Origin of the sequence: Streptomyces sp. NPDC127084 (genome assembly GCF_042724175.1) — a bacterium.
In the GTDB taxonomy this organism is placed as follows: domain Bacteria; phylum Actinomycetota; class Actinomycetes; order Streptomycetales; family Streptomycetaceae; genus Streptomyces.
In genome coordinates this window covers 4,485-29,014 of the sequence record NZ_JBHXFA010000017.1, presented here as the reverse complement: position 1 = coordinate 29,014, position 24,530 = coordinate 4,485, and the positions used below count along the sequence as shown (strand labels likewise).

Sequence of the window (24,530 nt, the reverse complement as noted above, 5' to 3'; positions counted from 1 at the left end):
GGGATGAGGGCCGCGGGGATGAAGGCCGCCCGGAAGAGGGGCGTGCAGGCGGTCGGCGTACCGGCCGTCAGCGCGTGGGCCGGCACACCTGGCGAGCAGCGGGCAGCGCCCTGGCGCGGGTGATGGTGGTGTGGGCGGTGTCCACCCTCACCCTGCTCGTACTCGCCGGAATCCTCCCGGACTTCCGGCTCCAGTCACCAGGCGGGGACAGCATCACCCGGACAGCGATCACCGCTGCCCTGGGTGCGGGCGCGTTCGGGCTGCTCAGCGCCCTGGTGTGGCCACTGGCCGTACGCGCGCTGCTGCTCGTCCCGGCGCTGGTGCTCGGACTGCTGGCATTCTTCCTCAACGGTGTCTTGCTGCTGTTCGCGCTCTGGCTGATCCCCGACGGCCGCGGCGCGGCCGACCCCGAGACCGCCGTCGTGGTCGCAGCCGTCATGTCCGCCGTGGCCTCCGCCACCTCCACCGCACTCGCTGTGCGGGACGACGACGCGTACCGCCGCCGCCTTTCCCGCCTCGCCCAGCGAAGACGGCGGCGCCACGGTGACCAGGGACTCGGTGACCGGTCCCCGCCCGGCACCGTGTTCCTGCAACTGGACGGCGTCGGGTACACCGTGCTGCGCGCGGCCGTCGATGACGGGCTGATGCCCACCGTCGCCCGCTGGCTCGACACCACGCACCGCCTCACGCCCTGGCGTACCGACTGGTCCAGCCAGACCGGTGCCAGCCAGCTCGGTATCCTGCACGGCTCGAACCACGATGTCCCCGGCTTCCGCTGGTACGAGAAGGACACCGGCCGGACCATGGTGAGCAACCGCCCCGCGAGCGCTGCGGAACTCCAGCGCAGGGCGGTCGCCCGCACCCGGGATCCTGGGCTGCTCAGCGTGGACGGCGCGAGCCGCGGCAATCTGTTCAGCGGTGGCGCCGACCAGCTCGCACTGGTGCTGTCCGTGGCCGCCCGCCGCGGCCGTGCCAACAGGTCCCGGGCCGGATACTTCGCCTATTTCTCGGACCCCGCCAACGCGGTCCGCACCGCGGTCTCCTTCGTCGCCGAAGCCGTGCGCGAGGTCGTCCAGTCGGTCCGCTCCCGGCTGCGCGGCGACCGGCCACGGGTCGGCCGTGGCGGGCTCTACCCCTTCATCCGGGCCTTCGCGACCGTGGTCGAACGGGACGTCGTGGTCGCCGCGGTGATCGGCGACATGCTGGCCGGCCGTACCGGTGTCTACGCCGACCTCGTCGCCTATGACGAGGTCGCCCACCACTCGGGGCCCCACAGCAGGGACGCCGCGAAGGTACTCAGCCGGATCGACCGCTCCATCGCCCTGATCGCCAAGGCCGCGGCGCACGCCCCGCGCGCGTACCGGATCGTGCTGCTCTCCGACCACGGCCAGAGCCCGGGCGAGACCTTCGCCGGTGCTTTCGGACTCACACTGAAGGACCTGGTCAGAGCCGGCTGCGGGCTACCCGTCCCGCGCCGCGCCGTGCGTACCCCGAGCGGCGCGGAAGCCCGTGACGCGGCCCGGGACGCATTGCGTGGCGTGCTGCACCGGCCGGTGGAGAACGGAGCGGAGACGGGGGCAGTGTGCCCGGCGGGCGATGCGGGCGATGCGGGCGATGCGGGCGACGCGAGTGGTGCAGGCGACGCGAGTGGTGCAGGCGATGTCGGAGCCGCAGGTGATTCGAGTGGTCCAGGCGATGTGAGCGGCGCGAGTGACGAGGCCGTGGAGCGGCAGCCGGACGCTGAGTGGTCCGAACCCGTGGTTCTCGCCTCGGGCAATCTCGGCCTCGTCTCCTTTCCCGATGTCCCGGGGCGGCTCAGCCGGGAGCAGATCGACCGCCGTCACCCGGCCCTGCTGCGTACCCTCGCCAACCATCCCGGCATCGGCTTCCTGCTGGTGCGCAGCGAACGGGCGGGGTCCGTGGTGCTCGGGCCGGACGGGGCGGAACTGCCCGTGAGCACACTCGACGGCACCGGGCCCCTGGCCGTCTTCGGCCCGGGGGCGGCGGATGTGATCCGGCGTACCGACACCTTCCCCCATGTCGCGGACATCATGGTCAACTCCAGCTACGACCCCGTGGCCGGTCAGGTGCATGCCTTCGAAGAGCAGATCGGTTCACACGGCGGGCTCGGCGGCGAGCAGTCGCGCCCCTTCCTCCTGTCGCCGTACGAGCTGTCAGAGCCGGTCGCGGACGGCGGGGAGCTGGTGGGAGCCGAGCAGGTGCACCTGGTGCTGCGGCGCTGGCTCGGGGAGGCTGTGGGCGAGGCTCACGGCCCCCAGGTGCCGCTCACCGAAGCCTGCGAGACCGACTGATCGAGCGCGATGGACGAGGCGCAGTCGGTCTAACGCGGTAGCTCGTGGGTGTGCACCGGGCGCCGGGAAGCGGAGCCGGGGCCGGCCGGCGGGCACATGTGGCAGGTGCAGGAGGTTGTGCCCGTGAACCGTGCCGCGTGCTGTGCCGCCGCTGGTGCCGCTGTTCGTGCCGTCGTGATCGCCGTCGTGCGTGCTGCCACTGGTGCCGCTGTGCGTGTCGCGATCGTCGCCATGACGGCGATCGTCGCACTGCTCTGCGCGCCGGCGGCCGCCGGCGCCGCGGCGGTTCCGGGCATGGGCGTACCGGCCCCGGCCTCGTCCGTCCCGGCGGAAACCCCCGGGGAGGCGACACAGGACACAACGGAGTCGGAGGACCTGCCGAGGCTGGTGCGCCGTACCGAGCGGCGGGGCACTCAGCCCCACGCCGTACCGGTGACCGCGGCCCCGACGCAGGCCGCCCCGAACGGCACGGCACATCCCGTGGGCGCGCGACCCGCGCCCGGTGCGTCGAGATCGCTGGTCCTGCGCTGCTGAGGGGGCCCGGGCGGGCCCTACGACACGGCACCCGTGTGCCGCCGTCCCAGCCCGCTCCCGGCACATCCCACCCCCCACCACTTTTCAGCATCCGCAGGGAGCACAGCCATGCCCATCGACGCATTCGCAGCCCTGAACGCCCTGGTCCGCGCCGAGGTGGCCCGTACGGATCCGTCGGAGCGCCCGCGCGAGGACTCGGCCCGCACGGCTGAACCCGCGCAGGCTCCGGCCACTGCCGACGCGACCACCACGACCGGCGACGTACGGCCCGCGGCTAACGGTTCGCCCAACTGAGCGGCCCCCAGAGCACCGGCACCGGTTCAGGCTCCGGTTCCGGTTCCTGGCGCCGCACCCGACCGGCTCGCCCCGGGCGGGTGCGGACTCGTGGCAGGAGTGTCAGGCCACCAGCGACCGCAGGTGCGCCACCGTCGCCGGATCGGCGGGAAGCATGGTCTCGATGGCCAGTTCGGCGACGGTCACATCCAACGGCGTGTTGAACGTGGCGATCGAGGAGACGAATGACAGCACCGTGCCACCATGCTCGATCCGCAGCGGCAGCGCGAAAGGTGACGGCGACGCGTATTCGGCGCCTGCGTCGGCGGGTTGCTCTGCCGGCTCATCGGCGGCGTCGTACGTATCAGGCAGGGGATACGCCGCGACCTCCTCGTATACCTCCCGCAGCGCCACGGAGCGCGTGAGGGCCAGTTGGCGCTCCATCTGGTCGAGAAGGTGCCTGCGCCAGGCGCGCAGATTGCGGATCCGCGGAGCGAGGCCCTCGGGGTGCAGGGTGATGCGCATGGCATTCAGCGGGGCGGTGAGGAGACGCGCGGGGATACCGTCGAGCAGCATGGTGATCCCCCGGTTGGCCGCCACCACGGTGTACGTAGCGTCGACGACGAGCGCCGGATACGGTTCGTAGCCCCTGAGCAGGTGTTCCAGCCCGTCGCGCAGGGAGTCGAGTGCCGGAGCGTCCAGCGGGGTCCGCGCGTACCTGGGCGCGTAACCGGCCGCGAGCAGCAGGGCGTTGCGGTCGCGCACCGGCACGTCCAGGTGCTCGGCCAGCTTGAGGACCATGTCCTCGCTGGGACGGGACCGCCCCGTCTCGATGAAACTGATGTGCCGCGCGGATGAACCGGCACGCAGTGCGAGCTCCAGCTGACTCACCTTGCGGCGCTCGCGCCACACGCGTAGGAGTGGCCCCACTTCCGTGTCAGGCACGACAGTTGTCATACCTCAACGTTAGCGTCGCTCTCAGACACCCCGGAGGGAGATCGGACTCATGCCCACAGAGCCGTTGTCGCAGAAGGAGATCGAGGACAGGCTGCGCGAACTGCCCGGCTGGTCCCAGGAAGGCGACCGGATCGCCCGTACGTACCGGCTCGGCAGCCATTTCGCGGCCACGGCGCTCGTCGTGCATGTGGCGCGGATCCAGGACGAGCTCAACCACCACTCGGATCTCACGCTCGGCTACAACACCGTCAATCTCACCGTGAACACGCATGACGCGGGCGGTGCGATCACCGAGCACGACTTCGAACTCGCCCAGCGCGTCGAGGCCGTCGCTCCAAGCCATGGAGCGAGCTGACCTGTGCCGAATGACCACACGTGCACATCCGCCTGTGCGATATCGGGGGTTTCCCGGACGGACTCCGGTTCCGGAGCGGTCCGGGACACCCTGCTCGACTACGACCGGGAGGCGGCCGTGTACGACGCCACGCGGGGCGGGGAGCCCCGCGCGGCTGCGGCAGCCGCCGCGGTGCTGTCCCTGGTGCCGACCGCCGCCCGGTCGTTGCTCGACATCGGATGCGGCACCGGCCTTGTCACCGAGCGGCTGCACCGGCCCGGACTGCGGGTGATCGGCGTCGACTCCTCGGCCGGAATGGCCAGGATCGCCGCCCGGCGAGTGGGCGACGTGGTCCTCGCCGACGTGCGCCGACTGCCGCTTCCCGCGGCGTCCGTGGACGTGGTCAGCGCGGTCTGGCTGCTGCATCTCGTACGGGACGCACGGGCCGTGGTCGCCGAGGTGGCGCGCGTCCTGCGTCCCGGCGGGGTGTTCATCGCCACGGTCGACAAGGACGCCGGGCACGATGTCGGCTGCGATATCGACGCCGTGCTGGAGCCCTACCGTACGGCCGAGGCGTACGACCGCGCAGAGCGTATCGAGGAGTTCGGCGCGGAACACGGCCTCATCCCGGCCGGGGCCGCGCGCTTCATCGGGCATGGGCAGGGCCGCTCCCCCCGCAGCACTGCGCAGGCGCTGCTGCGGGGCGAGTACGCGTCCCGGTTGGCGGCCCGGGGTGCGGTCGCCGAACTGCTCGCCGCCCGGCTGACCGGGTTGCCCGGCGCGGACGAACCCCGACCGGACCCCCGGTTCCGGCTGCTGGCCCTGCGCCGGGTAGGGCGGGAACCGGTGGGGCAGAGCGGTGCTTCGGCGATCCCGTCTCCATCGTGACGACTTCTTTGCGGTAACCGCAAAGATGCTCGCCGGCAGCCCCGCACAAGTCGCACCCTGTCCGCATGAGCTCTCACCAGCACCAGCACCAGCACCAGCACCACGCCGACTCATCCAGCGGCGGTCACCCCGCCGCCACCGACATCGACTGGGACGCACTCGCCCCGGTCCTCGAAAGCGGTGCCGAAATGCACCGGCCGCTGTCCGCCCAGGCCGCGGCCTGGGTCGCCGAAGAGCTGCCCGCCGAGGACGTGCGCCGCGTCTTCGACATCGGCAGCGGCCCCGGGGTGCTGACCTGCCTGCTCGCCGAGACGTTCCCGTACGCGGAGGTGGTGGCGGTGGACGCCACACCCCAGCTCCTGGACCGCGTACGCGCCCGGGCCGTCCGCAGCGGCCTCGGGGACCGCGTACGCGTCCATGCCGCCGAAGCGCCCGACGGTCTTGAGGAACTGGGCACCGCCGACCTGATCTGGGCCGGGAACTCGGTCCACCACATGGGCGACCAGCGCCGCGCCCTCGCGGCCTTCGCGGCGCGGTTGCGTCCCGGCGGGCTGATCGCCGTGCTCGAAGGCGGGCTCCAGGCCCGGCATCTGCCGCGTGACATCGGCATCGGACGTCCCGGCCTGGAGTCCCGGATCGACGGGGCGAGCAGCGTCTGGTTCGAGGAGATGCGAGCGGCGCTGCCGGGCTATACGGCCACGGTGGAGCACTGGCCCGCGTTGCTGGCCGCCGCGGGCCTGTCGGACGCCCGTAGCCGCTCGTTCCTCCTCGACATCCCGGCACCACTGACCGCGGCCCAGCGCGAGCAACTGGTGTCGGCGTTCTCCTGGCTGCGCTCCGTCGTGGAGGGGCGGCTGGACGGGGACGACCTGTCGGTGATCGACCGGTTGCTGGACCCGGACGACGAGCAGGGGCTGATGCACCGCCCGGACTCCTTCCTGCTCACCGCCCGTACCGTGCACACGGCCAGGTCCACGGGCTCCTAGGCCGTCAGCAGCACCCCCGCGTACGAGGCCGCCGCGATGAGCACCCAGGCGGTCAGCCCCACCCCGGCGATCCGCAGCCCGGTCCGGGTCAGCGACGGCAGATGAACGGCACTGCCGAGCCCGAACAACGCGGCGGCCAGCAGTAGTTCCTGGGCCCTGCTCGCGGCCGTGAGCGCGTCCGCGGGCAGTAGTCCGGTCGTGCGCAACGCCACCATGGCGAGGAAGCCCAGGACGAACAGCGGTACCAGCGGAGGCCGCGCCGTGGTGGTGGCGGTGTTGGCGCGGCCGCGGCGGCGCGCGGCGATCGCCACCGCCGCCACCAGGGGAGCCAGCATGGCCACGCGCATCAGCTTGACCAGGACGGACTCGCCCAGCGCGTCCGCACCGGCCGTCTGGGCGGTGGCGACCACCTGACCCACGTCATGGACGCTTGCGCCCACCCAGCGGCCGAACTCGGCGTCGGTCAGCCCCAGCGGACCGTGCAGCAAAGGCAGTACGGCGATGGCCAGGGTGCCGCACAAGGTGACCAGAGCGACTGAGGTGACCACGTCGTCCTCGTCGCTGTCGTTCACCGCGCTCACCGCGCCGATCGCGGAAGCGCCGCAGATGGAGTAACCGGTGGCGATCAGCAGCGGCTGGTCGCCGGGCAGTCCGAACCGACGGCCCAGCCACCAGGTGCCCCAGAAGGTGGCGCCGACGACGGCGAACACCATGCCGACCGTCGCCCAGCCCAGTGCCAGAACGTCGCCTACGGCCAGCTTCAGACCGAGCAGCACGATGCCGATCCGCATCAGCCGTTTCGCGGCCAGAGTGAGTCCCGGACGGCACAGCCCCTTGACGCCGGTGCGCACCCACGGGGTGTGCGCCGTCGCGATGCCCAGCACGACCGCGGCGGTGAGCATCGGCACGCCCGGCAGCGCGAGGTGCACGAGCGAGGCCGCGAACACGCCGGCGGCTGCCAGCCCGAGCCCCGGAGCGAGCCTGCGGACGGGGCCGGGGACGGCCACCCAGGCGGTCCTCGCCAGAGATCGCCTCGCGACAGACCGCGGAGCGGCCCCGCGCCCTCGGACGGGCTCCGTGACGGCCGTCACCGGTCAGCCGGCAGGTCGTACACACGCCGGACGCTGCTGCCCAGGCGGGAGACGTCGGCTCCGTAGACGTGCAGGGAAATGGCCTTTTCCGTACCGGAGTTGCGGACGAGATGGATGTCGCCGGGCGGGGTGAAGGCGGCGACAGCTCCCTGTGGGCTGACCACATCCTCGGTGGCGACCAGCCGGGCCGTGGAGTCGCCCGGGACCAGGCGGTAGCGGCGCTCGGACTCCTCGCCCTGGTGGACGCCGGTGACGCCCCAGGAGACGTGGTCGTGGATCGCGGTGCTCTGACCGGGCAGCCAGACCAGGGCCACCAGCGAGAAGCTGCCGTCCTGCTCGGCGTGCAGGACATGCTGCCGATAGCGGTCCGGGTAGCCCTCGTGATGCTCGGCGAGGAGCAGGCCGGGCAGGCCCAGACACGGCGCGAGCCGCTGAGCCACGAGCTGCGCGGTGGGCTCGGGCGCCAGCCCCCGCTGGACGGTTTGGCGTATTCCTGCCACGAGCTCGCGCAGGGGCTCGGTGATCCGGGATGGTGGAGCGGTGGCGGTGGCCGTGTTCGCAGGGGTCATGGACGCAGCGTCCGCCCGACACGCCTCTCACGTCCAAGGAGTGTTGATTGCCATGCCTCAAGAAAACGCTTATGGATCGGCCACGGGCCGCTCAGCAGCCGATCCTTGCCTCCGACACAGCCTTGAGCTGGTCGAGCACCAGGGCGGTGGCGGGGATCCGCATATGGTCCCGGAGCACGTAGGCGGATATCTGTCGACGGGTGTGAGGTTCCACGATCCGCCCGGTGACCTTCTCGTGGCAGAGGAACGACAGCACCAGCGCGGGGACCACCGCGATGCCCACCCCGGCGGCCACCAGGCTCTGCAGCACCAGGTTGTCATCCGTGGTGCAGGCGATGTCGGGGGTGAAGCCCTCCTCCGCGCAGGATTGCAGGAAATGGGCGCGGCAGCGCAGGCATCCCGCGATCCAGCGCTCATGCGCCAGGTCGGACAGGCGCACGTTCCGGCGCCGGGCGAGCGGGTGCCCCGTGGGCAGCAGCACGGTGAGGGGGTCCTCAAGAAGGGGGATTTCGGCGAGTTCCTCCGGGATTTCGGTCGGCTGGCCCGGATAGCTGAAGGCCAGGCTGATATCGCACTCGCCCTGCGCCACCAGCCGGAGCGACTCGGGTGGTTCGTTCTCCACCAGTTCCACCCTTATCCCCGGGTGTTCCGCGGTCAGCCGCGCCATGACCTCTGGAAGGACGGTCGCCCCCGCGCTGGGGAAGGCGCACACCGTCACTCGCCCGGAGCGGAGCCTCGCGATGGCGTCTATCTGCTGCTGGGCCGCCGAGAGGCTGCCCAGGATCGTTCCCGCGTGCCGCCTGAGCGCCTCACCGGCCTCGGTGAGCCTGAGGCCCCGTCCGACCCGGGTGAACAAGGGGGTGCCGACGTCCCGTTCGAGCGCCTTCATCTGCTGGCTGACGGCCGGCTGGGTGTAGCCGAGCGCGCGTGCAGCCGCCGAATAGGAGCCGCTCCTCACCACCTCGTGGAAGGTCTTGATGTACCGGGAGTCGAACACGATGAAAGCATAAGCGGAAATTGGGGTGCTCAAAGGCGGCGGTATCTGCCGTTCGATCCACCTTGCGGCTGGAACCGGCGGGTATCGCCGGCAGCACGGTCCGCACTGCCTCCCCGGCGGCGGGCACTCCGGTGACCTGACCCACCACCGAGGAACGACGGCCGGACGCGCCGCAGACCCCGTCCCGGGACTCCACGGGGATTCGCGGGTCAGGCCCCGAGGCTGAAGGTGGCCGGGTCGGGGCCCAGTCGGCGCTCTTCACCGAGCGCGGCGAAGGCGGCGAGGTCGTCCGCGTCCAGCTCGAAGCCGAAGACGTCGATGTTCTCCCGGATCCGGGAGGGAGTCACGGACTTGGGGATCACCACATTGCCCATCTGGAGGTGCCAGCGCAGCACGACCTGAGCGGGGCTGCGACCGTGCTTGCGGGCGACCGCCACAACCGTGGGCACCTCGAGCAGCCCACGCCCCTGACCCAGCGGCGACCATGCCTCGGTGGCGATGCCGTGCCGGGAATGAAGGGCGCGGGACTCCTCCTGCTGAAGCTGGGGATGCAGCTCGATCTGGTTGACGGCGGGCACGACCGTGCTCTCGCCCAGCAGCCGCTGCAGATGCCCGGGGAGGAAGTTGGACACCCCGATCGCCCGGGTGCGCCCCTCCGCGAGGAGTGTTTCGAAGGCCCGGTAAGTGTCCACATACTGATCCCTGGCCGGTACCGGCCAGTGGATGAGATACAGGTCGAGGTAGTCGAGGCCCAGCCGTTCCAGGGAGGCGTCGAAGGCGCGGAGGGTCGCGTCGTAGCCCTGGTCGCTGTTCCAGAGTTTGGTGGTGATGAAGAGTTCCTCACGGGGAATCCCCGAGTCGGCCAGCGCGCGGCCCGTGCCCTTCTCGTTCTCGTAGATGGCTGCCGTGTCGATGCTCCGATAGCCGGCGTCCAGGGCCGTGGCGACGCTCCTGGTCGCCTCGTCGTCGGGGACCTGCCAGACGCCGAAACCGAGCTGCGGCATCGGCACGCCGTTGTTCAGGGTGATGGAGGGGATGTTGCTCACGAGCAGTCGGTCCTCACGTTCGTCTCTGCCTGCTGCTCCGGACAACGAACAAACGGACAGCGACATTCCGGCTCAGTGATATCGGCGGGTATCGGTGCGGCGGTATCCGTGGTCTCAGCGGTAGAGAGCGTCGACCTCTTCCGCGTAGGCCGTCTCGATCGCCTTGCGTTTCAGCTTCAGTGACGGGGTGAGCAGCCCGTGCTCCTCACTGAACGGATGCGCCAGTATCCGGAATGTCCTGATGGACTCCGCCTGCGACACCAGGGTGTTGGCGGCCACCACCGCACGCCGGATCTCCATCTCCAGATCGGGGTCGCGTACGAGTTCGGACGGCGGCATAGGGGCCCTGTTGTGCATGGCCAGCCAATGGTCGACGGCCTCCTGGTCCACGGTGACCAGGGCCGCGATGAACGGCCGGTCGTTGCCGACCACGATGCACTGGGCCACCAGCGGATGTGCCCTGACCCGTTCCTCAAGGCCCACCGGCGACACGCTCTTGCCGCCGGAGGTCACCAGGATCTCCTTCTTTCGCCCGGTGATCGTCAGATAGCCCTCCTCGTCCAGCGCGCCGAGATCTCCGGTGGCGAGCCAGCCGTCGTTCAGCACCGCGTCGGTCGACTTCGGATCGTTGAGGTAGCCGGCGAAGATCTGTCCACCGCGCAGCCATACCTCACCGTCCTCGGCGATACGGACGGTCGTGCCGGGGATGGGCTGGCCTACCGTGCCGTACTTGGTGCGCTCGGGGGGATTCGCGGTCGCGGCGGCGGTCGACTCGGTGAGTCCGTAGCCCTCGAAGATGGTCACCCCGGCGCCTTCGAAGAACAAGCCGAGCCGCCGGTCCATACCGGACCCGCCGGACATGGCGTGCCGCACCCGGCCGCCCATCGCGTCACGGACCTTCTGGTAGACGACCTTCTCGAAGAACTGGTGCTGCACCCTCAGCGTCGCCGAAGGCCCGGGGCCGAGCCCGAACGCCCGGTGCTCCAGCGCCTCGGCATAGCGCACCGCGACATCGGCTGCCTTGTCGAAAGGCCCCGACTTCCCGCCGGCCTCCGCCTTGCGCCGCGCCGCGTTGAAGACCTTCTCGAAGATGTAGGGGACAGCCAGGATGAACGTCGGCCGGAAGGACGCGAGATCCGGCAGTAGCGCACTGGCCTGGAGCACCGGCTGATGGCCCATCCTGACTCGGCCGCGGATCGCCGCGACCTGCACCATACGGCCGAAGACATGCGCCAGGGGCAGGAAGAGCAGGGTCGCCGGCTCGTCGCCCGGCTTGGAGTGGAAGACCGGCTCCCAGCGTTCGATCAGGGTGTCGGTCTCGTACATGAAGTTGGCGTGGGTGATCACACAGCCCTTGGGGCGGCCCGTCGTCCCCGAGGTGTAGATAATCGTCGCCACCGACTCGGGAGTCACCGCCCGGCGGTGCCGCTGCACCACCTCCTCCTCGATGCGCTCGCCCGCCGTGGTCAGTTCGGCCACGGCTGACTTGTCCAGTTGCCACAGCCGCTTCAGTAGCGGAAGCCGGTCGATGACCGACCCGATGGTCATGGCATGGTCCTCGTGCTCGACCACGCAGGCGGATACTTCGGCGTCGTGCAGCATCCAGAAGACCTGCTCGGCGGACGACGTCGGGTAGACGGGCACACTCTGCGCACCGACGGCCCAGAGCGCGAAGTCGAAGAGCGTCCACTCGTACCGGGTACGGCACATGATCGCGACCCGGTCGCCGAAACGTACGCCTTCCGAGAGCAGCCCCTTCGCGAGGGCCAGCACCTCATCGCGGAACTCGCCGGCGGTCACATCACGCCACTCGCCCTGATGGTCCTTGCGGCTGAGGGCGACACGATCCGGATCCGATCGGGCGTTGTCGAACACGGCATCCGCCAGGCCGCCGACAGGTGGGGCCGTCGCCAAAGGTGGAACCGTGAACTCACGCAATGACCTGCTCCTTGTGGCGCTCCGCACAGCGCCGGTGACGGTACCCCACCGCGAGCCCGCTGGGGAGGGGCTCCAGCAAGTCGGCACATTTCGCATCGCTGCTGGTCAGCCGTTCATATCCGGCCATATGAGGGGGCGTTGGGCAAGGCTCTGCCCAAAGAGCACATGAGAATGCCGGTAATCTACACCGAATCTGTACGAGGCGGTCACGGCCGCTCTACGTGAGTGCGAGGCTCAAGCGGGCTGTGCGAGGCCTCTTGCCGCGACACCGCTCACCACGGCGCCCCGGCGCGGTGCAACCGGTCGCCGCCCGCGAGGATCGAGGCAGCGAGCGCGTCGGCGGCCTCCCGGGTGCCGCGGGAGGCGCCGGGCCGGTGGCCGTGGAGTAGTACGAAGTCCACCTCGCCCAGCGTGGGCAGCCCCGCCCTGGCAGGCACCGGGGCGAGGCCGGGTGGCACCAGTCCACGGGTATGGGCCATCACCCCGAGCTCCGCCCGCGCCGCCGCGATCAGCGCGCTGAGACTGGTGCTCGTACACACCACGTGCCAGGCCCGGTTGTGCGACTGGAGGGCCTCCAGAGCCCGGGCGCGGGTGATACCCGGCGGAGGGAAGACGATCAGGGGCACGGGGCGGTCCGGGTCCGGACTGACCCGAGGGGCGCCGATCCAGCTCAATGTGTCCCGCCACACCAGTTCACCGGGCCCGTCGCGCACAGCCCGCTTGGCGAGCACCAGATCAAGCCCACCCGCGTCAAGCCGCCGGTGGAGCGTGCCGGACAGCGCGACCGTGAGTTCCAGATCCACTTCGGGGTGCTCGCCGCGGAACGTCCTGAGGATCTCCGGCAGCCGGGTGAGGACGAAGTCCTCGGACGCCCCGAAACGCAGCCGCCCACGTGGCCGGCTCCCGGAGAAGAAGGCGGCGGCGCGTTCCTGCGCGTCCAGAATCGACCGGGCGAAGCCCAGCATGGCCTCCCCATCCTCGGTGAGCCGCACGCTGTGCGTGTCCCGGGTGAACAGCCGGCGACCCGTGGCGCCCTCCAGCCTGCGCACATGCTGGCTCACCGTCGACTGGCGCACCCCGAGCCGGCGGGCGGCCTCGGTGAAGCTCAGGGTCTGAGCGACCGCGAGGAAGGTACGCAGGTGGGTCGGGTCGTACACACTTCTCAGGCTACGCGCCCATCGCGAAACGTGATGACAGTCAGTCCGGAGTACGGGATTCCCGATCGGCCTCCCGCCGGTGACGATGGGGAGTGCGTCGCCCCGTCAACCACGCGGCTCGCCAGCAACCGCACGAGAGCACAGGAAGCGCAGAGAGCATGAGCCGCCTTGTCCCTTCGCGCCTACCGCTCCGTGCGCCGTCCCGGCTGCCGCTCGACCCGTTCCTGACGGTGCTGACCGCCACAGTCCTGCTCGCGGTGCTGCTGCCTGCCTCCGGCGCGGCGGCCACCGTCGTCGACGGAGCGGCCACAGGCGCCATCGGCCTGCTGTTCTTCCTCTACGGGGTGCGCCTGTCCACCCGTGAGGCACTGGACGGGATGCGGCACTGGCGCCTGCACCTGACCGTACTGGCGGCGACGTTCCTGCTCTTCCCGCTCCTCGGACTCGCCGCACGGGGACTGGTCCCGTGGCTGCTCGCCCCGCAGCTCTACACCGGACTGCTCTTCCTCTGCCTGGTCCCGTCGACCGTCCAGTCCTCGATCGCGTTCACATCGATCGCCCGCGGCAACGTGTCCGCCGCGATCTGCGCGGGCTCGTTCTCCAGTCTCGCCGGAATCTTCCTCACCCCTCTGCTGGCCGCGCTCCTCCTCGGACAGCAGGCGGGCGGCTTCTCCACGGACGCGATGCTCAGGATCGTGTGGCAACTGCTGCTGCCGTTCCTCGCCGGACAGCTGACACGCCGCTGGACGGCGGGCTTCGTGGCACGGCACAGCAGGAAGTCCCACCTGGTGGACCGCGGTTCGATCCTGCTGGTGGTGTACGCCGCCTTCAGCGAGGGCATGGTCGCGGGCGTCTGGCACCAGGTCACCCCGCTGCGGTTGGGTGCACTGCTGCTCGTGGAGGCGGCGCTGCTCGCCGTGATGCTGGTGCTGACCTGGTACGTCCCGAAGCGGCTCGGCTTCGGCCGCGGCGACCTCATCGCGATCCAGTTCGCCGGCTCCAAGAAGAGTCTCGCCGCGGGACTTCCGATGGCCGGTGTGCTCTTCGGCGCACACGCGGGGCTCGCCGTTCTACCGCTGATGCTCTTCCACCAGTTGCAGTTGATGGTGTGCGCGGTGATCGCGAAACGCCGGTCCGGGCGCCGCCCCGGGCTCGAACCCTCCCAGCGGACCAGGCAGCGCCAGGTCGCGAACAACACGTAGCGGAGGGCCGCCAGCGGAGCCGCGGCCCGCGGCAACCGGGACCAGCGGCACACCACGGACCTGCGGCAACACCGGGAACAGGGTGATTAGCCCGTGGCACAGACTCCCACCAGGGAGCGATAGCGTGCGGCCATGCCCGCACTCGAACCCCCGATAGCCCGCGCCGCCGGCGTGGTCGCTCCCCGGGCGGCACGCCCCTGCACACTGGTGGTCTGCCGCGGCTGCTGCTGCGGCGATCCCCGGAAGAACCCGGGAACCGACCATGAGGCGCAGGTCCGCAGGCTGCGCGAGGCCGCAGCCGCGTCGGCCGGCCGCTTCGCGGTGCGCACCAGCGAGTGCCTCGGGCCGTGCGGCCAGGCCAACGTGGTGGTCGTGCAGCCGTCTTCGGCCGCCAGGTCCCGGGGCGCGCGTCCCGTCTGGCTGGGCTGGGTGCTCGACGACGAAGCGACCCGGGAGGTGCTCGACTGGCTGCACGCCGGCGGCCCGGGGCTCGCCGAACCCTCCGCCACCCTAGCGCTCCAGCTCATCACACCCCCGGCGGCCCGCCCTCGCGCCGCCCGCTGAGCAACGCCGCCTCACACCCGCGAAGGCAGTGCGACGCGCTCTTCGCCCGCGTACACGTTCATGTCGGGCCCGCGCAGAAAGCCGACCAGGGTGAGACCCGACTCCAAAGCCAGGTCCACGGCCAGCGACGAGGGCGCTGAAACGGCCGCCAGCACCGGGATCCCCGCCATCACCGCTTTCTGCGCCAGCTCGAACGACGCCCGACCGGACACCAGCAGGATCGCCCGCGACAACGGCAGCAGGCCCTCCCGCAGCGCCCTGCCGACCAGCTTGTCCACGGCGTTGTGCCGTCCCACGTCCTCGCGGACGTCCAGCATCTCGCCGTCCGCCGAGAACAGCGCGGCGGCGTGGAGCCCGCCGGTCTTGTCGAAGACCCGCTGTGCCGCCCGCAGGCGCTCGGGGAGTCGGGCCAGCAGCGCCGACTCGACCCGCAGCGCCGGAGTCGACGGGGAGCGGCCGGTGATCGGGAACCGGGTGGCGGTGCGTACGGCGTCGAGGCTGGCCTTGCCGCACAGACCGCAGGAGGATGTGGTGTAGACGTTGCGTTCCAGCGTGATGTCCGGCACCGGGACGCCGGGCGCGAGCTGCACATCGACGACGTTGTAGGTGTTCGCGCCACCGCCGGGCTCCGCGCCCGCGCAGTACACGACCGACCTGATGTCCTCGGCGGCGCCGATCACACCCTCGCTGACCAGGAAGCCCACCGCGAGTGCGAAGTCGTCGCCCGGCGTACGCATGGTGATGGCCAGCGGCCGGCCGTTCAGCCGGATCTCCATGGGTTCCTCGGCGACCAGGGTGTCCGGCCGGACGGCCACCGCCCCGTCCCTGATCCGGATCGTGCGGCGGCGCTCGGTGACCCGTCCCATGGTGATCAGTCCCGGTTCTGTGCGTGCGGTGGTTTCAGTGGTCCCATTGTCGCCGTCTCGCGTCTCCGTCCCGTCTCCGGAGCCGCGGACCGTCCGCCCGTACGCCTGAGGTGCGCTCCCGTACGGCCCTGACGCATCCTTGCTGTGTGACCTGGTACGGCGCGGCGAGGCATGGCCCGCGCAGCAGGCGCGGGCAGCATCATGGGACGAGCGTCGGCGCTGTCACCGGTGCGGACGGGCTCGGACTCGTGCTCGCCGAAGCCGCGGTCAATGCCACCGGCGCGGTGGGCGGGTACGCCGGTGGGGTATATCTGCGCTCGGAATCCGAAGGCCTGCTCCGCCTGGCCGTTCTCGTCGGACTACCGGGCGAGCTGATGCGCCCCTGGTGGCGTATGCATGTGAACCGCCCGTTCCCCGTGGCCGAGTGCTACCGCACGTCCGAGCCCATCCACCTCGCCGACAGCGAGGAGGCCATGCGCCGCTTCCCCCAGCTCATGGCCGGGCTTCCGTTCCCCTTCGGCTCCCTCTACGTGCCCACCGAGAACGCCGGCGAGAAGTTCGGAGTGCTGGTGGCACTGCGCCCCGCCACCCCGGGACATCCCGTCGAGCAGTCCGACCAGCGTCGGATGAGCCAGGCCGGTCTGCGACTCGGTGCCGCACTCGCCCAGCTGGAGCGGGACGGCATACCCGTGAGCTGGAGCGGCGAGCCCCTGGTGGTGCAGACCCCCGAGGCCACCGCCCGGCCGCTGCGGATCGGCACGTTCGACTGGGATCTCAGCAGCGGAGACCTCATCGCCGACGAGGAGTTCTGCGCCATCCTCGGCATCAGTCCGGACGAGTTCGACGGCCGGGTCGAGGCGCTTACCGCGCGGGTGGTGCCCGAGGACGTCTACCAGCTGTGGGTCGTCGCCAGGGAAGCCGCCCAGGACGGTCGGCCGGTGGTCCGCAGGCTGCGGTTGCAGCGCCCCGACGGACCCTCGTCCCTGCTTGAGCTCGCGGGCCGCCCCGTCCATCCGCCGGGCGGCGGGATCGGCGTGCGGCGCCTCGCCGGCTCGCTGATCGATCTCGGCTCGGGAGTGATCGCCGGCGAGGCGGTCGCCGACCGGCTGCCCGACGGGCTCTTCTCGCTCGACCGGTCCGCGCGGATCACCTACGTCAACCGCACCGCGGAGGCACTGCTCGGTCTCAGCCGAACCGAGCTGATCGGCCGGGTGCTGTGGGACGCCGTGCCCTGGCTGGACCGGCCCGCCTACGAGGACTACTACCGGGCCGCGCTGCTCTCCGACGACCCGGTGCGCTTCCAGGTGGAGCGGGGTCGGCAGGACTGGGTCTCGGTATCGCTCTACCCCGGCCACCACGGGCTCACCGGGACCATCGCCGCCGCCGACCGCCCCGAATACGGGACCGCGTCCATCAGCCGCCCCGGAGCCGGTCTGGCCTTCGCCGCACCCGGCGACCACGCCACCGCCCTGTACCGGCCGGTCGCCCTCGCCATCGCCCTGACGGAGGCCGTCACGGCGAGGCAGGTGTCGGCGGTCGTCACCGAGGAACTGCTACCCGCGTTCGGCGGACGCCAGCTGGCCATCTACGTACTCCACGAGCGGCATCTCTATCTCGCCTGGGAGACCGGCTTCCCGGCCGGATTCCTCGAACCCTTCGAGGGGGTGGGGCTCGACGCCCGGCTGCCCGGTGTGGAGACCCTCACCACAGGACGTCCGATCTTCTTCGAATCCATGGAACTGCTGGCCTCCGCCTACCCCGGCATCCCCCTGGACGCCGCGGTCGGCGCACGGGCCTTCCTCCCCCTGATCGCCTCCGGACGGCCCGTGGGCTCCTGCATCCTCGGTTTCGACCAGCCGCGCGGCTTCGCCCCCGAGGAACGTACGGTGCTCACGGCCCTCGCCGGCCTGATCGCCCAGGCTCTCGAACGTGCCCGGCGCTACGACACCGAAGCGGCCCTGGCACGCGGCCTCCAGGACGCACTGCTACCGCACCGGCTGCCCGCGATCGAGAACGTGGAGACAGTCGGCCGCTATCTGCCGGGCACCCAGGGCATGGATGTCGGAGGCGACTGGTACGACGTCATCGAGACGGACCGCGGTCTCGACCTGGTCATCGGCGACGTCCAAGGGCATGGCGTGTCCGCGGCGGCCATCATGGGCCAACTGCGCAGCGCGGTACACGCCTTCGCGCTCGCCGGCCTGGAGCCCGCGGACGTGGTCAGCGGCACCAACCGGCTCCTCAGCGACCTCGATCCCGCCCACTTCGCCACCTGCTGCTACGTCCGGCTCGACCCCGCCACCGGCGACGCCCAAGCCGTACGGGCCGGACACCCGCAGCCGCTGATCCGCCGACCCGACGGCACCACCGAGGTGCTCGACCTCGCGGGCGGCCTCATCCTCGGTGTCGACCCCGCGGAGGCCTACCCCGTCAGCGAGTTGAGCATCAAGCCGGGCGAGGTGCTGGCCCTGTTCACCGATGGCCTGATCGAACGCCCGGGCAGGGACATCGACATAGGCATCGAGCAACTGCGCTCCACCCTCGAACGGTCGGGCCCGGCCACCGTCGCCGAGGTCGCCGACCGCCTCATCCGGGACGCGCGGCGCTCCACCGACCGTCCCGACGACATCGCACTGCTGCTCACCGCCCGCTGGACCGGACCCGAAACCGAGCGAACGCTGGGCCGTTCAGCCGCCGGTTGATCTGCACACAATCTCCGGCGCGCGGTCATATGCCGTCAACTCCCTGAAATTTGTGGCTACTGACCAGTAGATGGAATGTTCCATTCCGTACATCATGAGGCGCGAGCATGCCAACGCTCGTTCGTTTGAACGACGTACGGGCATGCCCTGAGCCGCCGCATCCCCATCCCCAGGAGTCCCCTCATGCATGTACGCAGATGGAAGACCGGCGCAGCCGCGGTCCTCGCCGCCGCGGCCCTCGCCGTATCCGCCCCGACGGCATCCGCCGCCGCCCCGGCGCAGTCCGCTGCGAAGCACCAGACCGCGACCACCGCCGCAGGGGTCGCCGGTGTCGACTACGCGACCTGGCAGCGCGACGTCGACGCGGTCATCGCCGTGGCCCGCCCCTACATCGAGCAGCGCACCTCGCAGCCCTCCACCAGGAAGCAGGCGATCGTCCTCGACATCGACAACTCGTCGCTGGAGACGGACTTCCACCCGTTCTGGGAGTGGCCCACCCCCGCCATCAAGCAGGTCCGGGACCTCGCCCGGTTCGCCGACTCACGCGGCGTGGACATCTTCTTCGTCACCGCGCGCCCGGGCATCATCTACTCCATCACGGACTACAACCTGAAGAAGGCCGGTTACCCGGTCGACGGCCTGTACGTGCGTGACCTGCCCGACCTCTTCGACGAAGTCAGCGCGTACAAGACCCGCAAGCGTGCCGAGATCGAGGCGAAGGGCTACACGATCATCGCCAACATCGGCAACCGGGACACCGACCTCGTCGGCGGCCACGCGGAGCGGACGTTCAAGCTGCCCGACTACGACGGCGCCCTCTCCTGACCACCGGGTGACCCCAGGGTGGCCTCGGTGGACCGCTCCCGGTCCATTGGGGCCACCTTGGGTGGTGGCGATGTCGCACAGCGTAACAAACCCCTCCGGGCACGCCACTGACCACCCGAAATGCGGTTCAGGAGCACCCCGAAGCCCTGGTAGAGTTGTCCATGTCGCCGCGGGGAACACCGCGAGGCAAAACACCTGGTCCGGGTGGCGGAATGGCAGACGCGCTAGCTTGAGGTGCTAGTGCCCTTTATCGGGCGTGGGGGTTCAAGTCCCCCCTCGGACACCAGCGAAGACCCCTGTTGATCAGGGGTCTTCTGTGTTTTTCGGTGCACCCCGAAATTCCGTGTCTCCGGCGGGATCGGAGGGCCGAGTCGGACGATCGGATCTTGAGGATCTCGAGAAAGCCGGGTGAGGTGGACGCACTCCCCGCCACTCTCAACGTATAGCGCACCAGGGGGCTTGCGGCAAGGCCCCGGTCGTGCCGCAAAATCGCAGGCCGAAGCCGGAACCCCGCGCAAATTGGAGAGCCACGAAGTGCGTGTATCGCTGTTGTCGGAAAACGCATGGTGCGGCGATACGGGCTCGGAGATCGCGAGCCCGGATCGGAGCTGACGGTGAACCCTGTGAGTACCCGGGCTTTCATGCTGCTCGATCGGCTCGCCCGCGACGCCGGCTCGACGCTGACCGCCGACGACGACGAGCCGGGTGATCAGGCGGCGGAGGCGGCGGTCGGCGGCATGGCTACTTCCGGCCGCCTTCGAGCCAGTCCCGGTAGTAGGTGGGACCCAGGTCGGCGCCCTCCGGAGCAGTGAGCACATCGCCGGGGACCACGGCGAACATGCCCGCCTGGTCGTCCGTCACCACACGACGGCCGTCAGGCCGGGCGCCCAGGGTGATCCGGCCCAGCTCGCTGAGGGGGAACACCTCGGGGCCGCCGGTGTTGCGGGTGCCCCGCAACGGGGACCCGGAGGCGGTGCCCACGACCGCGGCGGCGACATCGGCCGACGCCATCGGCTGCACAGGGGTCGGCGGCAGACGGACGATGTCGCCGTCGCTCGTCCAGGACATGATGGTCTCGACGAACTCGTAGAACTGGGTGGCCCGCACGATCGAAAACGCGATCGGCCCGTTCGCGAGGGCGTTCTCCTGGGCGGCCTTGGCCCGGTAGTAGTCGAGTTGGGGCACCTGGTCCACACCGACGATCGAGAGAATCACATGGTGGCCCACCCCGGCCGCATCCGCCGCGGCTCCGACGGCAGCCATCGACGTCTCGAAGAAATCGACCGAGGACGCGTCGAAGGTGGGGGAGTTCGTCAGATTGACCACCACATCGGCGCCCGCGAGGGCCTCGTCCAGCCCCTTGCCGCTGACCACATCGACCCCGGTCGACAGCGAGGCAGGCACCACCTCGTGTCCGGCTGCCGTAAGCAGCTCGACTGCCTGGGAGCCGATCAGGCCCGTCCCTCCGAGGACTGTGAACTTCATGAGGCACCCCTCGCGATGGTCTTCTCGGTGGCCCGGTTCTCGGTGACGGCGGGGCGGAAGCATTGCCTCCGACCACGGTACGCCTCGGTTCACCACGGCCGCAGAGGTGAACGGCGGCCGACGAAAGGTGGGCCGCGAGGAGGCGGAGTAGCCTGGCCTAGGAGGCGCGTACGAGGTCCGTCTCTTCTCGTGCCGGGGGTGGCGCGATGGCGAACGATGAGTCTGCGGAGGCTTCTCGACGCGGCCGTCGCCGAAGTCCAGGAGGCGGCGCGCCGCCCGGCGTTCCCGACGGTGCGCGGAAGGAGCCGACATGAACCACGCAACGCGTCGTGCGGGTGAGGGACTGCGGGTGGCGGTCGTGGGGGCGACGGGTAACGCCGGCACCAGCGTCGTAGAGGCGCTGGTCAGGCGCTCCGATGTGTCGTCGGTGCTCGGTCTGGCCCGCCGGGCGCCGCGCTGGAGGCCCGACAAGGTCACCTGGGTGGAAGCCGATGTGGACCCGGGCGGCGCCGACCTCGTGCCGCACTTCACAGGCGTGGACGCTGTCGTGCATCTGGCCTGGAAATTCCAGCCCACGCACGACCCTGTGACCACATGGCGCACCAACGTGCTGGGAAGCATCCGCGTCTTCGAGGCGGCCGCCGCCGCCGGAGTGCCGGCACTCGTCCACGCTTCCTCGGTGGGTGCCTATTCACCAGGGCCGAAGACCAGCCGAGTTGACGAGACCTGGCCCACGCACGGCTGGCCGCAGGCGGCGTACTGCAGGGAGAAGGCCTACCTGGAGCGCTTCCTGGACGCGTACGAGCAGCGGCACCGCGAGATGAGGGTGGTCCGCATGCGTCCCGGGTTCCTGTTCAAGCAGGAGTCGGCGTCCCAGCAGCGAAGGATCTTCGCGGGGCGGTTCCTGCCGGCCCAGCTCGTCCGGCCGTCACTCCTTCCCGCGGTTCCGGATCTGCCCGGCCTGACCTTCCAGGCTCTGCACACCGACGATGCCGCTGCCGCATACGTCGCAGCGGTCGTGCGCCCGGTCAAAGGCCCGTTCAACCTCGCCGCGGACCCGCCCATCGACGCCGCCGAACTCGCCGGGATCCTGGAAGCCCGGACACTGAAGGTCCCGGTGCCACCGGTGCGGGCGGCTCTGTCGGCTGCCTGGCGGTTGCGTCTCGTGCCCGCGTCGCCCGATCTGTTCGACGCCGTACTGAGGCTCCCGCTGATGGACACCTCGCGTGCCCGGGGCGACCTGGGCTGGCTACCCGCACACACGTCAGTCGCGGCGATCCGGGAATTCCTCGACGGACTCCGCTCCCACGCGGGCATGGACACCGCCCCGCTTGCCGCCTGAGCGAAGGCGGGAAACCCTGACCCGGCACTTTGGTGAGCCCTCTCAGACCGGAGGCGCTTCACGCTCGGTGATCGGTGTATGCGTACGGTCCGGCCCCACCTCGTCACAGAACGTGGGGGCAAGCCTGGGTCAGCGTGGCTCGGAAACTCGTTTCAGACGGTACGCAGCTGAGTCACCTCATCCGATCTGAGTAACTCACCGGGCCGAACGGAACAAGCCCACGTGCCGGCCCTAGGTCTGTCCGCCACGGCGCGTCAGCGGCCACGCGTCAGCGACGAAGGAGCACCGGCGGACTGCGCACCCTCCAGGGCGAGGTTGAGCCGGTCCGCACCAGACTTCGTGACGATGTACATGTTTCCCTGGCGGCAGGCGAAGTCACCTGACGGGTCGGTGGGGCGGCTGGTGACCGCGGCGAAGATCATGGTGTCCCCGCGCACCTGCCGCAGTTCGAGCGCCTCGGTGCAGCCGAGGTTGCGGCCGGTGGCGATCTCCTCGAGGTCGCTGACCTGCCGCCCGATGAGATCGCCGACAGCACCTTCATGAAGGGTGACCGTGACGGAGAAATCCCGTGTCCTCGGCCTGCTGATGCCGTCCGCGTCAGGCGTACCGGGGCCGGTGCCCGTCCATGTACCGACCCAGGCAGCCGGCAGGGAGCTCGTGGCGGCGGACGAGGACGCGGCAGTGGGGGAGGGGCCGCGGGAGGCGGCGTTACCGTCGTTGCCCCAGGGAAGACGGGGCACGAGAACGACGGCGGCCAAGGCCAGTACCGCCACCGCGGCCACCGCGGCGACCGTACGGGGGCCGCGCCCCCGTCTCGCGCCCCGCGACGGAGCCGACGCCGGGTACGGCGGTACGGGAACGGGAGCGGGTGACGTCATCGCCGCCACCGTGGGTTCGGGCACGGACAGCAGGCGGCGGAGCTCCGCCTCCCGGCGGTCGGCCTCCGCCGGCAGGGCTGGGGGCGCGGCCGCGCCCCAACTCCCCGTACCGAGGGCGGTGAGCCGCGCACCTATCTCGTCGGCCGTGGGACGCTGCTCAGGCGCCTTGGCCAGGCACTCCTTCACCAACGGCGCGAGAGATTCCGGCACCCCGTCGAGCAGCGGCTCGTCATGCACGATCCGGTAGAGCAACGTGGGCAGTTGGAGCTCTTCGCCAGGTCCCGCGAAGGGGCCCCGGCCGGTCGCCGCGTACACCAGAACCGCCGCGAGCGAGAAGACATCCGCAGGCGCACCGGCCGCGGTCCCCACCGCCTGTTCGGGAGCGAGATACCCGGGTGTGCCGATCACAGCGCCGGTCTGGGTCTGACGCGGGTCGCGGACGGCGCGGGCGATGCCGAAGTCGATGAGAAGGGGGCGCTCGGGGCCCAGCAGGATGTTGCCCGGTTTGATGTCGCGGTGGACCACCCCCGCCTCACGTACGGCCACGAGCGCGGCCGACAGCTCACGGGCCAGGACCCGTACCGCCGGTTCCGGCAGCGGGCCGTGGCGCTGCACCCATTCACCGAGCGACGGCGCGGGGACGTACTCCGTCGCCAGCCACTGCGGCGCGTGCCCCGGCGGGCTGAAGTCCACGACCGTGACCGTCCAGGGGGAGCGGACCCGGTCACTGGTGTGTATCTCGCGGGCGAACCGTTCGGCGAATCCCGGCTCCCGGCTCACATCGGGACGCACGGTCTTCAGCGCCAGCGCGCGTCCCGACGCCGTCCGGGCCAGGAAGACCTCGCCCATGCCGCCTTCGCCGAGCCGCGCCAGCAGCCCGTACCCCCCGATCCGCGGCGGGTCATGAGGTCTGAGAGCTTCCACCAACTGGTACCCCCCAGTCCCGAGAGCCGATGCCGGCCCACAGTATCGGCGCACGCACTGACACCGGAACGCCGACCCCGGTGGTGGGTGACATGCTCGGTGGCGATGATCGGGTCCCCCAGGAAATGCGCGGCCTTCCGGCCCCGAAAGTCCCTACCGCGTCGGTGAGTCCGGTGGCGGTAGCGAGCGTCCTCGCCTTCCCCCGGGGGGCGCCCGCCCGGAGGGACCCAGCCGGTGGGGAGCCCTGGCCCAGCAGGGCTCAGAGCCCGGCTTCCATACGCTCCACGGCGTCCTTGGCCTCCTTCAGATCGGCGTCGGTCACCCCGCGGTAGACCTTGATCGCCTCGATCTTCCTGCCCTCGCGCAGCAGCGCGGTCACCCGCTCCAACCGGGGGTCAGCCGGTTCGCTGACGCCCATGTGACCCAGCACCTGGTCCAACTTGCGCTCAAGTCGCGAGATCCGGCGTTCCATGCGGCTCAGTTTGAGTTCGACGGAACCACTCAGCATGAGGACTGCGATGACTGTCAGCAGAACTGCGATTTCCATGTTCCCGAATGCTACGTGAGGCCATGACAACGTCGTGGTGGCTGGGGGGGGGGGGGCCCCCCGGTCTCGCGGGGCCGACCGCGCGCGGGAGTCAGAGAGAGCGGGTGTGAGTC

General features: G+C 70.6%; 22 protein-coding genes and 1 tRNA gene. 12 read left to right on the top strand and 11 right to left on the bottom strand.

The features are described from left to right. The first annotated feature begins 122 nt into the window (after nt 1-122). The 3 genes from ACFWI9_RS06630 (at nt 123) to ACFWI9_RS06620 (ending at nt 3,140) form a co-directional block, all read left to right on the top strand. Nucleotides 123-2,312 carry a phage holin family protein gene (locus ACFWI9_RS06630; protein ID WP_387159452.1) on the top strand — a complete coding sequence of 730 codons (2,190 nt, stop codon included), beginning with the start codon at nt 123-125 and terminating at the stop codon, nt 2,310-2,312. Nucleotides 2,313-2,435: 123 nt separating this feature from the next. Next, nucleotides 2,436-2,846, top strand: a complete 411-nt coding sequence (locus ACFWI9_RS06625) for a hypothetical protein (protein ID WP_387159414.1) — start codon at nt 2,436-2,438, stop codon at nt 2,844-2,846. 108 nt (nt 2,847-2,954) lie between these two features. Next, complete coding sequence (locus ACFWI9_RS06620; RefSeq protein ID WP_387159413.1) at nt 2,955-3,140, top strand: hypothetical protein; 186 nt, start codon at nt 2,955-2,957, stop codon at nt 3,138-3,140. A 102-nt stretch (nt 3,141-3,242) separates the two neighbouring features. Here the strand turns inward: ACFWI9_RS06620 and ACFWI9_RS06615 are convergent, their stop codons facing one another. Next, nucleotides 3,243-4,076, bottom strand: coding sequence for a helix-turn-helix domain-containing protein (locus tag ACFWI9_RS06615; RefSeq protein WP_387159412.1), 834 nt, complete (start codon nt 4,074-4,076; stop codon nt 3,243-3,245). Between the two features lie 49 nt (nt 4,077-4,125). On the opposite strand from ACFWI9_RS06615, the gene ACFWI9_RS06610 reads away from it, so the two are divergent. From ACFWI9_RS06610 to ACFWI9_RS06600, 3 genes are all read left to right on the top strand, one after another. Then, the gene (locus tag ACFWI9_RS06610; RefSeq protein ID WP_387159411.1) at nt 4,126-4,431 is read left to right on the top strand and encodes a 4a-hydroxytetrahydrobiopterin dehydratase; all 306 of its coding nucleotides are present in this window, start codon (nt 4,126-4,128) and stop codon (nt 4,429-4,431) included. Nucleotides 4,432-4,521: 90 nt separating this feature from the next. Continuing rightward, the gene (locus ACFWI9_RS06605) at nt 4,522-5,298 is read left to right on the top strand and encodes a class I SAM-dependent methyltransferase (RefSeq protein ID WP_387159451.1); all 777 of its coding nucleotides are present in this window, start codon (nt 4,522-4,524) and stop codon (nt 5,296-5,298) included. A gap of 65 nt (nt 5,299-5,363) precedes the next feature. Next, nucleotides 5,364-6,284 carry a class I SAM-dependent methyltransferase gene (locus tag ACFWI9_RS06600; protein ID WP_387159410.1) on the top strand — a complete coding sequence of 307 codons (921 nt, stop codon included), beginning with the start codon at nt 5,364-5,366 and terminating at the stop codon, nt 6,282-6,284. On the opposite strand, the gene ACFWI9_RS06595 is transcribed toward ACFWI9_RS06600, so the two are convergent. The 6 genes from ACFWI9_RS06595 to ACFWI9_RS06570 all read right to left on the bottom strand — a co-directional run bounded on the left by ACFWI9_RS06595 (nt 6,281) and on the right by ACFWI9_RS06570 (nt 13,091). Next, nucleotides 6,281-7,291, bottom strand: coding sequence for a YeiH family protein (locus ACFWI9_RS06595; RefSeq protein ID WP_387159409.1), 1,011 nt, complete (start codon nt 7,289-7,291; stop codon nt 6,281-6,283). The two genes, ACFWI9_RS06600 and ACFWI9_RS06595, sit on opposite strands and share 4 nt — an antisense overlap. An 80-nt stretch (nt 7,292-7,371) precedes the next feature. Beyond that, nucleotides 7,372-7,944, bottom strand: a complete 573-nt coding sequence (locus tag ACFWI9_RS06590) for a cysteine dioxygenase (RefSeq protein ID WP_387159408.1) — start codon at nt 7,942-7,944, stop codon at nt 7,372-7,374. A gap of 91 nt (nt 7,945-8,035) precedes the next feature. After that, complete coding sequence (locus tag ACFWI9_RS06585) at nt 8,036-8,941, bottom strand: LysR family transcriptional regulator (protein ID WP_387159407.1); 906 nt, start codon at nt 8,939-8,941, stop codon at nt 8,036-8,038. A 209-nt stretch (nt 8,942-9,150) separates the two neighbouring features. Next, a complete protein-coding gene (locus ACFWI9_RS06580; RefSeq protein WP_387159406.1) occupies nt 9,151-9,987 on the bottom strand; it encodes an aldo/keto reductase in 837 nt (278 codons plus the stop codon). 114 nt (nt 9,988-10,101) lie between these two features. Further along, nucleotides 10,102-11,925, bottom strand: coding sequence for an AMP-dependent synthetase/ligase (locus ACFWI9_RS06575; protein WP_387159405.1), 1,824 nt, complete (start codon nt 11,923-11,925; stop codon nt 10,102-10,104). Between the two features lie 272 nt (nt 11,926-12,197). Next, nucleotides 12,198-13,091, bottom strand: coding sequence for a LysR substrate-binding domain-containing protein (locus ACFWI9_RS06570; protein WP_387159450.1), 894 nt, complete (start codon nt 13,089-13,091; stop codon nt 12,198-12,200). A gap of 149 nt (nt 13,092-13,240) precedes the next feature. Between ACFWI9_RS06570 and ACFWI9_RS06565 the strand changes: the two genes are divergently transcribed. Further along, a complete protein-coding gene (locus ACFWI9_RS06565; RefSeq protein WP_387159404.1) occupies nt 13,241-14,284 on the top strand; it encodes a bile acid:sodium symporter family protein in 1,044 nt (347 codons plus the stop codon). Nucleotides 14,285-14,416: 132 nt separating this feature from the next. Next, nucleotides 14,417-14,848: a (2Fe-2S) ferredoxin domain-containing protein gene (locus tag ACFWI9_RS06560; RefSeq protein ID WP_387159403.1), complete on the top strand. Its 432-nt coding sequence runs from the start codon at nt 14,417-14,419 to the stop codon at nt 14,846-14,848. 11 nt (nt 14,849-14,859) lie between these two features. Here the strand turns inward: ACFWI9_RS06560 and fdhD are convergent, their stop codons facing one another. After that, nucleotides 14,860-15,714, bottom strand: coding sequence for a formate dehydrogenase accessory sulfurtransferase FdhD (gene fdhD, locus ACFWI9_RS06555; RefSeq protein WP_387159402.1), 855 nt, complete (start codon nt 15,712-15,714; stop codon nt 14,860-14,862). A gap of 146 nt (nt 15,715-15,860) precedes the next feature. On the opposite strand from fdhD, the gene ACFWI9_RS06550 reads away from it, so the two are divergent. From ACFWI9_RS06550 to ACFWI9_RS06540, 3 genes are all read left to right on the top strand, one after another. After that, a complete protein-coding gene (locus ACFWI9_RS06550; protein WP_387159401.1) occupies nt 15,861-18,416 on the top strand; it encodes a SpoIIE family protein phosphatase in 2,556 nt (851 codons plus the stop codon). A gap of 183 nt (nt 18,417-18,599) precedes the next feature. Further along, nucleotides 18,600-19,241: an HAD family acid phosphatase gene (locus ACFWI9_RS06545; protein WP_387159400.1), complete on the top strand. Its 642-nt coding sequence runs from the start codon at nt 18,600-18,602 to the stop codon at nt 19,239-19,241. Nucleotides 19,242-19,439: 198 nt separating this feature from the next. Then, nucleotides 19,440-19,527 (top strand) — tRNA-Leu (locus ACFWI9_RS06540). A gap of 455 nt (nt 19,528-19,982) precedes the next feature. Here the strand turns inward: ACFWI9_RS06540 and ACFWI9_RS06535 are convergent. Beyond that, nucleotides 19,983-20,726, bottom strand: coding sequence for an SDR family oxidoreductase (locus ACFWI9_RS06535; protein WP_387159399.1), 744 nt, complete (start codon nt 20,724-20,726; stop codon nt 19,983-19,985). Between the two features lie 310 nt (nt 20,727-21,036). Here ACFWI9_RS06535 and ACFWI9_RS06530 point away from each other — a divergent pair, with 310 nt between their 5' ends. Then, complete coding sequence (locus ACFWI9_RS06530) at nt 21,037-22,068, top strand: NAD-dependent epimerase/dehydratase family protein (RefSeq protein ID WP_387159398.1); 1,032 nt, start codon at nt 21,037-21,039, stop codon at nt 22,066-22,068. Nucleotides 22,069-22,322: 254 nt separating this feature from the next. Here the strand turns inward: ACFWI9_RS06530 and ACFWI9_RS06525 are convergent, their stop codons facing one another. Both ACFWI9_RS06525 and ACFWI9_RS06520 read right to left on the bottom strand, forming a co-directional pair. Further along, the gene (locus ACFWI9_RS06525) at nt 22,323-23,870 is read right to left on the bottom strand and encodes a serine/threonine-protein kinase (protein WP_387159397.1); all 1,548 of its coding nucleotides are present in this window, start codon (nt 23,868-23,870) and stop codon (nt 22,323-22,325) included. Nucleotides 23,871-24,129: 259 nt separating this feature from the next. Further along, nucleotides 24,130-24,417 (bottom strand): ribosomal protein L7/L12, encoded by a 288-nt coding sequence (locus ACFWI9_RS06520; RefSeq protein ID WP_387159396.1) that lies wholly within the window; start codon nt 24,415-24,417, stop codon nt 24,130-24,132. Between the last annotated feature and the right edge of the window lie 113 nt (nt 24,418-24,530).

Excerpts from the sequence above, each read along its gene's own strand:
- ACFWI9_RS06590 (WP_387159408.1), bottom strand. The coding sequence starts at position 7,944 with ATGACCCCTGCGAACACGGCCACCGCCACCGCTCCACCATCCCGGATC.
- ACFWI9_RS06615 (WP_387159412.1), bottom strand. The coding sequence starts at position 4,076 with ATGACAACTGTCGTGCCTGACACGGAAGTGGGGCCACTCCTACGCGTG.
- ACFWI9_RS06530 (WP_387159398.1), top strand. The coding sequence starts at position 21,037 with ATGAACCACGCAACGCGTCGTGCGGGTGAGGGACTGCGGGTGGCGGTC.
- ACFWI9_RS06535 (WP_387159399.1), bottom strand. The coding sequence starts at position 20,726 with ATGAAGTTCACAGTCCTCGGAGGGACGGGCCTGATCGGCTCCCAGGCA.
- ACFWI9_RS06620 (WP_387159413.1), top strand. The coding sequence starts at position 2,955 with ATGCCCATCGACGCATTCGCAGCCCTGAACGCCCTGGTCCGCGCCGAG.
- ACFWI9_RS06560 (WP_387159403.1), top strand. The coding sequence starts at position 14,417 with ATGCCCGCACTCGAACCCCCGATAGCCCGCGCCGCCGGCGTGGTCGCT.
- ACFWI9_RS06545 (WP_387159400.1), top strand. The coding sequence starts at position 18,600 with ATGCATGTACGCAGATGGAAGACCGGCGCAGCCGCGGTCCTCGCCGCC.
- ACFWI9_RS06630 (WP_387159452.1), top strand. The coding sequence starts at position 123 with ATGGTGGTGTGGGCGGTGTCCACCCTCACCCTGCTCGTACTCGCCGGA.
- fdhD (WP_387159402.1), bottom strand. The coding sequence starts at position 15,714 with ATGGGACGGGTCACCGAGCGCCGCCGCACGATCCGGATCAGGGACGGG.
- ACFWI9_RS06600 (WP_387159410.1), top strand. The coding sequence starts at position 5,364 with ATGAGCTCTCACCAGCACCAGCACCAGCACCAGCACCACGCCGACTCA.
- ACFWI9_RS06565 (WP_387159404.1), top strand. The coding sequence starts at position 13,241 with ATGAGCCGCCTTGTCCCTTCGCGCCTACCGCTCCGTGCGCCGTCCCGG.
- ACFWI9_RS06520 (WP_387159396.1), bottom strand. The coding sequence starts at position 24,417 with ATGGAAATCGCAGTTCTGCTGACAGTCATCGCAGTCCTCATGCTGAGT.
- ACFWI9_RS06610 (WP_387159411.1), top strand. The coding sequence starts at position 4,126 with ATGCCCACAGAGCCGTTGTCGCAGAAGGAGATCGAGGACAGGCTGCGC.